At 69.8% G+C, this 13,192-nt stretch carries 8 protein-coding genes and 1 pseudogene; 6 read left to right on the top strand and 3 right to left on the bottom strand.

Translation table 11 applies throughout. From position 1 onward, the window contains the following. Positions 1–102, top strand: a pseudogene (locus D7044_RS30680) (IS5 family transposase); the annotation flags it as partial. Between the two features lie 6 nt (positions 103–108). Here the strand turns inward: D7044_RS30680 and D7044_RS30675 are convergent. From D7044_RS30675 to D7044_RS30665, 3 genes are all read right to left on the bottom strand, one after another. Beyond that, entirely contained in the window at positions 109–2,304 is a 2,196-nt protein-coding gene (locus D7044_RS30675; RefSeq protein WP_199716834.1) for a hypothetical protein, read from the bottom strand. Continuing rightward, positions 2,301–5,438, bottom strand: a complete 3,138-nt coding sequence (gene drmD, locus D7044_RS30670) for a DISARM system SNF2-like helicase DrmD (RefSeq protein WP_120690970.1) — start codon at positions 5,436–5,438, stop codon at positions 2,301–2,303. Before drmD ends, D7044_RS30675 begins: the two co-directional genes overlap by 4 nt. A gap of 289 nt (positions 5,439–5,727) precedes the next feature. After that, the gene (locus D7044_RS30665) at positions 5,728–7,650 is read right to left on the bottom strand and encodes an N-6 DNA methylase (protein WP_233565180.1); all 1,923 of its coding nucleotides are present in this window, start codon (positions 7,648–7,650) and stop codon (positions 5,728–5,730) included. Positions 7,651–7,756: 106 nt separating this feature from the next. On the opposite strand from D7044_RS30665, the gene D7044_RS30660 reads away from it, so the two are divergent. The 5 genes from D7044_RS30660 to D7044_RS30640 all read left to right on the top strand — a co-directional run bounded on the left by D7044_RS30660 (position 7,757) and on the right by D7044_RS30640 (position 13,148). Beyond that, on the top strand, positions 7,757–8,290 hold the full coding sequence (locus D7044_RS30660) for a DUF4352 domain-containing protein (RefSeq protein ID WP_120690969.1): 534 nt from the start codon (positions 7,757–7,759) through the stop codon (positions 8,288–8,290). Between the two features lie 79 nt (positions 8,291–8,369). Beyond that, positions 8,370–9,281 (top strand): hypothetical protein, encoded by a 912-nt coding sequence (locus D7044_RS30655; RefSeq protein WP_147434746.1) that lies wholly within the window; start codon positions 8,370–8,372, stop codon positions 9,279–9,281. 103 nt (positions 9,282–9,384) lie between these two features. Beyond that, the gene (locus D7044_RS30650) at positions 9,385–10,194 is read left to right on the top strand and encodes a ribonuclease HI (protein ID WP_120690967.1); all 810 of its coding nucleotides are present in this window, start codon (positions 9,385–9,387) and stop codon (positions 10,192–10,194) included. Between the two features lie 96 nt (positions 10,195–10,290). Next, on the top strand, positions 10,291–12,729 hold the full coding sequence (locus D7044_RS30645; protein WP_120690966.1) for an AAA family ATPase: 2,439 nt from the start codon (positions 10,291–10,293) through the stop codon (positions 12,727–12,729). Next, entirely contained in the window at positions 12,726–13,148 is a 423-nt protein-coding gene (locus D7044_RS30640) for a hypothetical protein (RefSeq protein WP_199716832.1), read from the top strand. The genes D7044_RS30645 and D7044_RS30640 overlap by 4 nt, the downstream gene beginning before the upstream one ends. Positions 13,149–13,192 lie beyond the last annotated feature (44 nt).

Genomic DNA, 13,192 nt, shown 5'->3' with positions numbered 1-13,192 from the left:
GCCCGACTCAAGCGCCACCGCGGCGTGGCCACCCGCTACGACAAGCTGGCCGTCCGGTTCCAGGCCGTCCTGACCATCACCATCATCTGCGAATGGCTCTGACCGGGCTTATGAAACACGCCTTAGGTGCATGTACTCGAGCTGCTCGAGCGACGTGATGCCGAGCAGCGAGTCGCCGGCGGCGAGGCGGTCGTCCAGGAAGGTGAAGGGGCGCTGCGGATCCATCGACACAAGCCAGAGGGACAGCTTCGCCATCTCCACGGCCATCGGGTTGATGTCTACTCCGTACAGGCAGTGCTCGATGATCTGCCGTCGCGCCTCGATCACCAGCGGATCCTCATCCGGGTCCACCGGCCGATCGACCCGGCGCTGCTGGTAACGACGAATCCGCTCGTCGTTCTCCCGCGTCCAAGCCTCGACAAGGTGGTTGCCGAGGTAGCGGGCCGCTGCGACCAGGAAGGCAGCGGAACCCATAGCAATGTCTGCCACTTTGAGCGACAGGATCTGCTCGCTCGTCTTTGGCTTCCATTGGTTTGTGTCTGCCGTCTGCAACGGCCCCGGCTCATACACGAGTGGTTCCAGCGCGCCCTCGACAACGTCCTCGGCTAGCTTCCGGGGGGTGTAGTGGGTGCCGGTGTTGCGACGCAAGGCCGACTCGGTGACGAAGAGAGCCCCGGGCAGGATCACCACGGGGAGGCCCCGCAGGTCCTCGCGGAGGATCCCGGAGAAGGGCAGTAGCCGCTCGGAGAGCTCGTAGTCGCCGCCGGTGACGGCGAGCAGCTTCTTGCGGGCCTCCTCGCGCTCCACCCCGTCGATCGGTGCCAGCTTTTTGATCAGCGCCGCAACCGACCCGATCTTCGAGTCCTTGTACTTCTCGGCGAGCGCCTTGGCCAGCGCCGGCACGTCGAGATTCCGCTCGCGCAGCGCCTCCAGGTCGGCGAGCGCGACCTCCTCCTCCAGCCCCTCCTTGCCGATCAGCCCGACGGTCACGTCCTGGGCCCGAAAGCCCTCGAAGGAGAGCAGACCCTCGTAGACGTACCCGATCTGCTCGACGTCGAGGGTGCGGAAGCTGACCGTGCGGCGCTCCCGCGACCGGCCGGTGCCGACCTCGACGTACTGCACCGAGCGCAGCATGTGCAGCACGGTCCGGTCGTCGATGGTGAGTGGCATCCACGGCGTCGCGTCGGGGTCGAAGAGCGAGCCGTCGTGGCCGTGCAGCTTCAGGCGGGGGTGGTCGATGCCGTGGTAGACGGCGTTGAACAAGGCCAGCAGCCGGTGCCAGGCGGCGGAGCTGTGCTCCAGGTCCTCCTCGCTGCCCTCGGTGACCCGCTGCTCCAACTCTTCGCAGAGCCGCCCCGCCGAGTACGCCGTCGCGTAGAGCTCGTTGTCGGCGGGGAGCAGCTTGCGTTCCTCGGCGAAAAGCAGAAAGACGATCCGCATCATCACCGCGACCGCGCCGCGGTAGACCTCGTGCGCCTCGACGTCCGCGAGGCCGCGCCCGCCCAGCTCCCGCTCGCGTACATCGATCCTGCCGATGGCGGCGACGAGCAGCTCGACGGCCTGGCGGACCTGGACGCCGAGCGCCTCGGTGATCTCCTCCTGGCTACCCAGGCTGTCCCGCAGCAGCGGCACCAGCCGCTCGCCCTCGGACACACCGAAGAACCGGCGGCGAGACAGCAGCGACACGAACGCCCGCACCACGTCGCGTTCGGCCGCCTCCGGCCAGGAGACGGTATCGAAGGTGGCGGTGGTGGTGACGCCGCCACGGGGCGCCCAGACAAGCGTCCACCAGCGGCCGTCGGTGACGAGGCCCAGTTCGATGTTGTGGTGCCGGCACAGGTGGGCGAGCCGGTCGACCGGGGTCGCGGCCCAGGTGGAGTCCTTGATCCGCGCGGTCGGCTGCTGGCCGGGCGGGCAGATCAGGCCGAGCAGCCGTACGGAGTCCGGCTTGACCTCCTCCCCCGGCTCGACCAGCACGAACGACGGCCGCAGCTCGGTGTCGTGCTCGGCAACGGTGTAGGCGAGCGAGTCGAGGCCGTCCACGTGCAGCGTGTCGCCCCAGCCGAGCAGCTCGCCCAGCACGTACCCGATCCAGGCCTGCTGCCCCGCGACGGTGTCGGCCTGCCAGGTGGTGTGCTCCTGGCGCAGCCGCTCCCGGGCCTTCTTGTCGAGGGCGTCGAGGGTGGGCCAGGTGCGGCGCAGCACCGGCAGGCTGAGGAACGGGCCGTTGACGTCGACCAAGCTGAGCCAGTTGCGGTGCTGCTCCGCGCCGTCGGGGGCGGGGCGGTGGAAGGTGCGGCTCATCGGGTGGCCTCCCGCTTCGGTACGACGAAGACCACGGCGACCGGGAACCGGTGGGGCTTCGGGTCGCGGTAGCGGGCGGCGACGGCGTTGAGTTCGCGGTCGCGCTCGGCTTCGAGGGCCGACAAGCGTTCCTCCCAGGATTGGCGGTCCTTGCGGTACTGGGCGAGTTCTTCCTTGCTCTTGCTGGCCTCGGCCAGGCTGAACAAGGTTTCCTCGGCGTCGTCCTCGGCGAGGGCGCCGCGCAGGGTTGCGGCGAACTGGTCGAGGTTGTCTCGGATGCGCTGTTGCTCGGCTTCCTGCCGCTGCTTGAGCTTGCGGTCCAACGCCTCCTGCCGCGTGTTGGTGCGCCAGTCGATGGCGGCGAGCAGGCCGTCGGCGACCCGGGGCCAGCGCTCGGTGAGCCGCCTTTCCACGATCGGCGAGGCGGGCGTGCCGGTGGTGAGCGCCCGGTCGAGGATGCTGCCGAGGGTGCTGAGGTTCTCCAGGCGGCGGAAGCGGCCCTGCTCGGGCGCCCAGCCGCCGGCGTAGAGGACCTCCTCGTGCAGCCGGACGCCGTCTGCGCCGACCAGCACGAACCGGGAGTACGCCCCGACCAGCACGTCTTCCAGCGACGGGTCGTCGCTGACGACGGCGGTGACTCGGTGCAGGCCGATGTCGGGGTTGGAGACGGCGGCGCGCAGCAGCCGGGTGGACATGGCGACCAGGGGGTGGTTGAGGTGGGCAAGGACGATGCCGTCGCGGTCCTCCTTGGCCACCTGCGGGTCGAAGGTGACCGGGAGCTGGCGGGGCGGCTCGTCGTCGTCCTGCAGCTTGGCTGTGAGGCCAGCGCCGGCGCGCTGCCAGGAGCCGGTTAGCGGCGGCACGTTGTAGAGGCCGTCGAGCAGGTGCTTGTCGTCTGTGTGCCGTTCAAGTCGCTGCTGACGGGCGAGCACCAAGGCGGTGTCGACAACCCGCTTGACGGCCGGCGGGGTGATGCCGAGCTCTTCGACGGTCTTATCGAGGTCAGCGCGGAGCCGGCGGACCTGTTCGCGGAGGTTGGACTCGGTGGGGAGGCTGCCGCCGGTCTTGCCCCTGCCGGCCTTGTCGATGTCGACGCTGACTTGCTCGCCGAGCATCCGGCGCTGGACAGCGTCGGAGAGGACGGCGTTGACGGAGCCGAGGTCCTCCTCCATCCGCGCGACCTTCGTGGCGACGCGGGACAGGAATTCCAGGTCGGCCTCGAACGAGTCGACGGGCTTGCCGAAGCCGGTGCCGACGAAGTGCTGGACCTCCGGGTTGACCGTCTGCCCGTACCGGTCGATTCGGCCGATCCGCTGCTCAAGCTTGTTGGGGTTGAACGGGATGTCGTAGTTGACCAGCCGGTGGCAGTGGTTTTGCAGGTCGATGCCCTCGCTGGCGGCATCGGTGGCGAGCAGGATGCGTACCGGCCGGTCGGTGGGGTCGGCCTGGAAGGCAAGACGGATCTGTTCCCGCTCGTCGGTTGGGGTGCCGCCGTGCAGCAGCGCGAGTCCGTCGCCGCCGAGGCCCTCCTGCCGGAGCAGGTCCGCGAGCCACAGCTGGGTGTCGCGGTACTCGGTGAAGACGACGACGCGCTCGTTGGTCCAGTGCCGGCCGTCGGGCTTGCAGATCGCGGTCAGGTAGTTAATCAGTTCGCGGGCCTTGGCGTCGGGCTGCGCCTCCTTGGCCTCGGCCCAGTCGAGCATCTTCTCCAGCAGGGCCGTCTCGTCTGAGGTCGGGTCGGGCTGCATGGGCCGGACCCGGTTGAGGGCGTCGTCCTCGGCCTCAGCGAGCTGCTCGTCGTCGTAGGTGGCGAGGTCGTCCATGAACTCGTCCATCCACTCCGGCACGTCGTCGCCGGCAGTCAGGGTGGGCGAGCCCTTCTTTGTGGCGAGGGTGTCGAGGTAGACACGGACGGTGTGGGCGAAGGCCGCGGGGCTGGAGAAGAGCCGCTTCTTGAGCAGCAGGGTCACCAGGTCGGTGGCCTTGCGGCCGCGCTGCGAGTTGAGCCGCTTGCGGCGCAGCTCGGCGAACTCAGTGAGCAGGGAATGAATCTGCCGCTCGTCCTCCGGGTAGGCGACCGGGATCGCCGATGCCTTCCGCTCTACGAAACGGGGGGTGCCGTCCGGGTTCTCGATGTCGCGCTTCAGTCGGCGTACGACGGTGTCCTTGACCGCGGCCTGGTCGGGCTTGACGCCACGGGCGAACCGCTGGTTGTCGAGGATCTCCAGCAGGGCGGTGAAAGAGGCCTGGTAGCCGTTGTGCGGAGTGGCGGACAGGAACAGCCGGTGGGTGAAGTGCGGGGCGATCCGCCGGATCAGCTTGGTCTGCTGGGAGTCGACGGCGTAGACCTGCTTCGGGGCGGCCGGGGCGACGTGGTGGGCCTCGTCGAGGATGAGCAGGTCGAACGTTCGCGGGTAGGTCGGCCCGTCGGCGGGCAGGACCTCGTCGAGTAGCCGTTGTGCCTTCTGGCCGCGCAGCCAGGGCAGGCTGACGATGCTCAGCGGGTAGACCTCGAACGGGTTCGCTGCCGAGCCGTGGGTGCGTCGTACGGCGGCAGAGCGTTCGGCGTCAATGATGGTGAACTCGAGGCCAAACTTCTCGGCCATTTCGTCACGCCACTTCAGGGTGAGGCCGGCCGGACAGATGATCATGATGCGGCGGGCGCGGTGGCGCAGGAGCAGCTCCTGGGCGACCAGGCCGGCCTCGATGGTCTTGCCGAGGCCGACGTCGTCGGCGAGCAGAAGGTTGACCCGGGGAGCGTCGACGGCGCGGGCGACCGGTTCGAGCTGGTAGTCCTCGATCGCCACGCCGGAGCGGAATGGTGCCTGCAATGTCTTGACGTCGGCGGAAGTCACCGCGGACCAGCGGACCGCATCGAGGAAGGCGGCGAGCCGCTGCGGCGGGTCGAACTTGCCGTCGACCACGTCGGGCAGCGAGCCGCTGGGAAGCACCTGCCGGCCGGGCTCAACCTCCCAGATGACATCGAGGGTGTGGCCGTAGCGGCCGTCCTCGACGCTCTGCAGGCTGACCAGGCTGCTGTGCTCGCCCTGCTGGATGTCGCTGACCACCCATCGCTGGCCGCGTACCGCGACCAGGTTGCCGATGGCCGGTTTCGCCGCTGAAACGGTCGGCACGGTCCCCCCTTGTTGCGTTGCCCCACCAATGCCGGTGGGCAGATTACGTGCGCGACTGATGCGCACGGTTCCACCGAACGGCCTGTTTGTTCGGTTCACACCGCCACGTTCGGTAGCAGAGCGATAACTGTCTCACTCGTGGAGATGTGGATCACGGCTTGCGTGGCTGGCACCCCTCACGCGCCGAGGTCCTCAGCTGGGGTTGAGCGGAACAGCGTTTTAAGGCGGTGCGTCGTCCTGGGAAGGTCGACAGCTTGAGTTCGCCGTTCGCTGACGGCCGGTTCCATGGTCACTGCTTCGGGTTGACGGGAAGGAGCGAGCCGCCCGCGAGGCCGTCGATGGCCAACTGCACCACGTCGGCACTAACCAAAGCCGCGTGTCGGATGGTCGACTCCAGCGTCTCCAAGCGTTGAAACGCTGCTCCGTACTCTCGCTGCTCGGGCAGTGGCAGCCGCCGCACCTGGGCCCGGCGGATGTCAAAGCGCATCGACCCTGACAAGCTCGCTGCTTGCCGTTGATTGGCTGACGTGCGCAGCTGCCCTGCTAGGAACCACGGGTCCAGCGCGGCTGGATTGGGACGTAGCAGGTAGAGGTTCGGACCAAGCAGTCCCTTCTCGTCGTCGATCACCCGGGTCGCCAGCTGACGGACGGCGACAGGCACGACCACGTCGCCGGCAACGAGTTCGACTTGCTGGCTCAGTCGTTGGCTGCCGTCGCCCGACGGTCCCGAACCCTCCACCACGTCATCCGCGCTGAGTACCGGCAGACCGCCGGCTCCATCTGCCGCTGAGGTGTCTCCAGCATCAGTGGTCGACCGGATCGGACCGATGAGTTCCAGCGCCCCTGTTCGGACCAGTTCGGTGACTGACGTGTGCAGGACGGAGGTGTCCCCGGCCGCCGGCGTGACCTGGGGCATCAGTGCGGGCAACCCGCCGACGAGAGCGTTCAGTTGTTCCATGAGGCGCAGGTACTGCTCACGAGTCTGCTCGCCCCCCAAGGCGAATTGCCGGCGAGCGGGCGTCACGTCCGACTCGCCTTCCTCGGCGACCAGGTCGACGATCGGCACCGCGCGGGCGAACCCGATCTCCTCGACCTCCGCATCGTGTGCGGCGTTGAACGACCGCCAGAGGTCAAGAACGCGCGCTGGCAGCTCCGTAACGGCAATCTCGGCAGCGTCGACCAGCAGTACTTTGACCGGGGATGGCGCGTCTGCGGCGGGTCGCCGCAGCACCCACAAGTGCAGTGGCACACCGTGCGGTGCGGCCATTCCGCTGGGCAGAGCGATGACAGCACGGAGCGCACCACCTCGTAGCAGGCGAGAACGGATGCGCCGGCCGGCGCGCCGACCCGCGGCCGCCGGTGGCATGAGCAGGACGGCGTGCCCGCCGGGTCGCAGGTGACTCAGGGCGTGCTGCACCCACGCCAGTTCCGGTTCGGTCCGCGGAGGTAGGCCGTACTCCCAGCGGGGGTCGTAGCCGAGTTCCTCGTGGCCCCAGTTGGTGACGCCGAACGGTGGATGGCAGACAACGGCGTCGAAGGTGCGGCCGGCGAACGCGTCGGCGCGTAGTGAGTCGCCGGCGCCGACCTCGCCGGGCACGTCGCGCAGCGCAAGCCACAGGCCGGCGAGCCGGGCGAGATCCTCGTCGAGTTCCTGCCCGTCCGCCTCGATGCAGCCCGCACGGGCGGCGGCGCGCAGGGTTGCGCCGGAGCCGGCGGCCGGGTCGAGGACAGTACCACCGGGTACGTCGGCGAGCCCAACCATCAGGTCGGCGAGGTCGTCGGGGGTGGCGAACTGACGGCCGGGACCGGGTGCGGAGAAACGCTGCCACAGCTCGTCGAACGCTGCTTGCGGGCCGAGTTCGTCGGTGAGCGCGTCGACGTCGGGCAGGAGCGGTTTCAGATGTGGGTCCGCCGTTCGGCGCTGGCCGTGTTGCCGGGCGAGCAGCAGTTCGCCGACGGCGGCGAGACCGGCGGCCGAGGTTTCGCTGGCCGCGGCGACGCGCCGCCACAGCCGATCGGCGGTGGCGAGTTCGGGGAGTTTGCCCTGTCCGCGTAGCCATCGCTCAACCTGCGTCAGATCGAACTCTGGACTGGCCGACGTGCCGCCCACGGGGGCGGGGAAGTCGGCGTACCGCTTGCGCCAGTTGCTGACCGCGGCGCGGCCTACCCCGGCGAGCCGGGCGATTTCTGCGGCCGTGATGGTCGGGTTCACCTGCACCTCCGTAGTGTGTCACACCTGTCAACCATGATGCGTGTTGACAGTGTTCACGGATGATGCTCTCATTGACCCCGCCACGTTCACAACGGAGGAAAACACGATGCGCAAGACCACGACCCTCGCCCTGATCGCCACCGCCGTCGTCGCCCTGGGCTGCGGCGCCGGCGCCACCGACAACACGAGCAGCTCCAGCAACGACGACGGCGGGGCCAAGGGCGAGGAGAAGGCGGCGAAGACCGCCAAGATCGGCCAGCCGGTCCGCGACGGGAAGTTCGAGTTCACCGTCAAGTCGTCCAAGTGCGGCGCCACCAAGGTCGGCAGCGACCTGATCGGCGACAAGGCGCAGGGCCAGTTCTGCCTGATCACCATCAACGTGAAGAACATCGGCAAGGAGCCGCAGACCCTCGACGGCAGCAGCCAGAAGGCCTACACCGCCGACGGCACCGAGTACTCCTCCGACACGGAAGCCGGTCTCTACGCCAACAAGGACCAGAGCACCTTCTTCGAAGAGATCAACCCCGGCAACCAGGTGACCGGTGTGTTCGTCTTCGACATTCCGAAGAAGGTGAAGCTCGCCAAGCTCGAGCTCCACGACTCGATGTTCTCCGGTGGGGTCGAGGTCTCCCTCAGCTGATCAACCGCTCGACGGGGCGGGCGCACACCGCCCGCCCCTCCAGCTCCGCACTCAATCCTGCCTATCCGAGGAGACTGTCATGTCCGTGCCGAGCAACCCCAGTCCGCCCGACGAACCCACTCATCAGCCCGGGGTACCGCACGTGCCGTCGCCCCCTCCCGGCGGTCCGATCGTGCCCCCGCAGGCCGCCGATTTCACCGTCGCGCCCACCGCGACCGGCCCCGCCAAGAAGTCCAATACTCGTGCCTTCATCGTCGGCGGCGTCGCCCTCGTCATCGCTCTCTGCTGCGGCGGGGCCGTCATCGGCGCCTTCAGCGGGGACGACGACACCGACCCGAAGGCCGCAGCCTCGGCCGGTCCCAGCACTGCCGCGCCCACCACCGCGGCTCCGACGACCGCAGCGCCGACCACCGCCGCGCCCACGTCCGCTGCGCCTGCCACGACGGAGCCCGCACCCACCACCGCCGCGCCGACGCCGAAGCCGAAGGTCATCAAGGGACGCGGCGACGATGTCGTGCGGGTCGGCGACCTGACCGACCTGTCCGTCGTCAAGTTCACGTGTAAGTGCACGAGCAACACGGTGTTGTCCAGCGACGGAGACGGGCTCCTCGTGAACGAGATCGGCTCCTACAGCGGAAAACGGTGGATCAACCTGGAAGACGGTGCGCTGACCACCGAGTTTGAGATCGAGGCGTCTGGATCGTGGACGCTGACGGTGGGAACGGTGGAGCAGCTGGCCACCAAGGCCCCGACCGGGAAGGCCTCGGGCAAGGGCGATGACGTGCTGGTGCTGGGCGGAGACGCCAGCGCCGCGAAAATCACCCACCGCAGGGGCGATTCCAACTTCGTCGTCTACGCCTACTCCCTCGACACCGGTGAGGGTGGCCTGCTGATCAACGAGATCGGCGCCTACTCCGGCGTACGGCCGCTGTCCGCACCGGCTCTCGTCGAGATCACCGCCGACGGCAACTGGACGATCACCCCGGCCTGAGCCGACCACCACATCAGCGTCGAAGCATCGCCGTACCTGACCTGTCCGCGGCCGCCACACCAGGCGCCCGCTACTCCCCCGGTTACTACCTTCAGGAGACGTCGTGCGTCCCGACGAGTTCCTTCACGTCCTGAACCTGCTCCCCGCTTCCCTGCACGAGCGCACCCTCGCCCTCCGCACCTACATCAGGCCGCGCCGCTGCGAAACCTGCACCTCGATCGGCCACGCCGTACGGCTGGCGCTGACCGCCGCGAACTACGACGAGCTGGGCTCGGCGACGCAGCTGCTCGACACCGCCGAGCAGCTCGCCAACGAGCACGACCTGGCCTGCCGACCGCAGGACCAGCCGAACCGCGGTCAGGTGGGCCGCTGGGCGGCGGCGTCCGGCCCGCTGGTCGGGGCGACCGACGCCAGCTGGAAGAAACGCGCCGGCGGGATCGGGTACGTCGTCAGCGACGGTCGCTACGGCCTGCGAAGCCGCCACCCGAGCCGCGTCGACCCGACCGGCACCTCGGGGGTGCTGGTCAGCGAGCTGCGGGCGGTCGAGTTCCTGCTCACCGCGTACGACACGCCCCCGGCCGGCATGACGGTGCTGGTGGACAGCGTGCCGGCGCTGGCCTACCTGCACCGCTGGCAGCGCGGCGAGATCGAGACGATGCCGGCCGGCTACGACCTGCGCCCCCGGTACTCCGGTCTCAAGCCCACCCTGGTCCGGCTCGCCGAGCTGGTCGTCGGCCGGCCGGACCTGACGTTCACGCACGTCAAGGCACATGCCCACCACTGCCTCAACGAGGCGGCCGACAGCCTGGCGCACATGGCGCGCCGCCGGGTCGAGGAGCCGTTCGATGTACGCCAGCGGGCTCATGCCCTGGTCGAGGCGTTCCTGCGCGACTGGCACGCCCTGGCCGCCTGACCACCGAACCTCACCGCGAGATCGCCCAACCGCCAGCCGCCCAACAGCGCGCACATCCCGCACACCCTCCCCCACCTCACGTCAGCGGAGGCCCTGATGAACCGCACCGACCCCCTGGTCGAGCTGATCTTCAACCGGCTCGCCGACGACGACGTCCCCACCGATACCGCCGAGCTGGTCCTCGCCGCGCTCTGCGGCGAGGCCGACCTGGCCGCCGCGCTCAACGGCGACACGACGGACCTGAACCTGTCCGCTCCGGCGGCGGCCGAGCCGCCGGCTCAGATCTGGCTCTCCTCGATCACCGTCGCCGGGTTCCGCGGGGTCGGTCCGGAGCGCACCCTCCCGATCGGCCCGGGGCCCGGGATCACCCTGGTCGTGGGCCGGAACGGGTCGGGCAAGTCGAGCTTCGCGGAGGCCGTCGAGCTGGCGTTGACCGGTGACAGCGCCCGCTGGGCGGACCGCAACAGTGTGTGGCGTACGGGGTGGCGCAACCTGCACAGCCCGGACCCGTGCTGGATCGACGTGCAGCTGCGGGTCGACGGCATCGCGAAGCCGATCACGGTGTCCCGGTCGTGGCCGCTCGACGCGGGCCTCGCCGACGCGGAGGTGACCGTCGCCAGTGAGCGGGGCCGGCACGCGGACCTGGCCGAGCTGGGGTTGGCGCGCCCGTTGACCCTGTACCGGCCGTTCCTCACCGCCGCGGAGCTGGGACGGCTCACCGCCGGCACGCAGAGCCAGCTCTTCGACGCCATCTCCGCGATCCTCGGTCTGGAGGCGATCACTGACGCCGACCAGCGGCTGATGGCCGCCACCCGGCCCGTCGACACGGCCATCAAGGAGGTACGCGCGCAGCGCGTCGCCCTCGCCGCCCGCCTGGCAGAGGTGGACGACGACCGAGCTCAACGGGTCGCCATCCTGTTGAAGGGGCGTAGCGCGGTGGACCTGGACGCGCTGACTGCGATCCTCGACGAGCCGGACGAAGCCACCGCCGACGCGCCTCTGCGGCTGTGCCGGACGGTGGCCGACATGCCCCTGCCGGCCCCGGAGTCGGTCACCAGCCTCGCCACCCAGCTCGTCAACGCCGCCACCGAAGCCCGACGGCACGACGGCGGGCGGTCGCGGGCCGCGCTGCGCAGCGCGGAGCTGCTGCGCCTGGCCATCGAGCACCACGACGACACCGGCGACGGCCCCTGCCCGGTCTGCTCCGCCGGCATCCTCGACCAGGATTGGCGTACGGCAGCTGCCGCCTCCCTCACCCACTTGCGGGACCGCAGCCTCGCCGCGCAGACCGCGAACGCCCGCCTCGACGCGCTGCTCAAGCAAACGCGATACCTGATCGACGACGTGATGGTGCCCGACGGTGACGTCGCGGAGGTGCCGCTGGACACGCTGCGGCAGGCGGTCGCCGACCTGCAGCGCGCACCGGGCGAGCCGGCCAAGCTGGCAGCGCACCTCACCGACCAGTACCCGAAGGTCGTGGAAGCGGCGCGGCGCGCCCGCACACAGGCCGAGGAGGTCCTGCGGCAGCGCGACACCGGCTGGCGGCAAGCCGCCGCTGACCTGCGGGCCTGGATGGACACCGCCGCCCACCTGCCGCAGCAGGAGACGACCCTCGCGCGGGTGAAGGCGGCCCGGGGCTGGCTGAAGACCACCGGGGCGCAGCTGCGCAACGAGCGGCTGGCGCCGTTCGCGGAGCACTCGCAGCGGATCTGGGCGCAGCTGCGCCAGGAGAGCAACGTCGAACTTGGCGCGATGACGCTGGAGGGCAGCAACACCCGCCGGAAGGTGGTCTTCCCGGTCAGCGTCGACGGCGCCGACAACGGCACCGCGCTCGGCGTGATGAGCCAGGGCGAGATGCACGCCCTCGGCCTGGCGACGTTCCTCCCCCGCGGCTGTGCCGCAGAGAGCCCGTTCCGGTTCATCGTCGTCGACGACCCAGTGCAGAGCATGGACCCGGCCAAGGTCGACGGCCTCGCCCGGGTGCTCGCCGAACTGGCCGAACAGCGACAGGTGGTGGTGTTCACCCACGACACGCGGCTGCCCGACGCGATCCGTCGCCTCGACCTGGGAAAGGCGCGAATCGTCGAGGTGACCCGCGCGGAACGGTCGGTGGTGACCCTGCGCACCGCCTCCGACCCGGCCAGCCGCTACATCGACGACGCGTACGCCCTGGCCCGCAACGACGACATCTCACCCGAGGTACGCGGACCGGTGGTCGCTGAGCTGTGCCGCTCCGCAGTGGAAGCCACCTGCCACCGGGCCGTCTGGCGGACCCGAGTCGGGCGGGGCGTGCCACACGCAGACATCGAGAGAGCCATCGAAGACGCCTCCCGCCGGCTCACCACGATCGTCGCGCTCGCCGTATTCGACGACGTCGACCGCGGCGGTGATGTGCTCGGCTGGCTGGACCGCCGACACGGGTCACGAGCCGTCGACGCGTACAAAGCGTGCCGCGAAGGGGTCCACGGGGCGTACCTGGCGGACCTTCCCGCCCTCGTCGCCGACGCCCGCTTCCTCGTCAAGGCGCTGTCGTGACCGCGCCGACGCCGCAGCGCTGCCTGGCGGCGGCCGACCAGCTGCTGCGGGGCGCCGGCGCGCTCGGCGCCACCGCGGTGACCGCCGGGTGGTGGCCGCGAGCCTGCGCCTGCCTGATCCGGATCGCCCTCGAAGGCGGCATCGACGCCTACTGGCAGCAGGTCAAGCCGGCCGTCGCCGCCTGCCGGCAGGGCCGCGCGAAGCAGCTGATGCTACGCGGCCGCCTCGGCCCCGGTGCTGACACCGCGCGGCGGGTGGCCTTCGCGTGGGCGACCCTGTCTGCCGCCGCGCACCACCACTGCTACGAACTGGCGCCCACAGCGGCGGAGCTGCGTCGCCTGCACACGGAGGTGGCCGCCCTGCTCACCCACCTCCAGCGACCACCCGGTCATGCACGAGCCGGTAGCGCTGAAATCTGACACATGCCGATACTTCCTGTCAGAGTGACAATAACTCTAAGGTT

The sequence above is a fragment of the Micromonospora musae genome (assembly GCF_003626635.1).
Classification (GTDB): Bacteria; Actinomycetota; Actinomycetes; order Mycobacteriales; family Micromonosporaceae; genus Micromonospora; species Micromonospora musae.
This window is presented reverse-complemented; position numbering and strand designations above follow the sequence as displayed.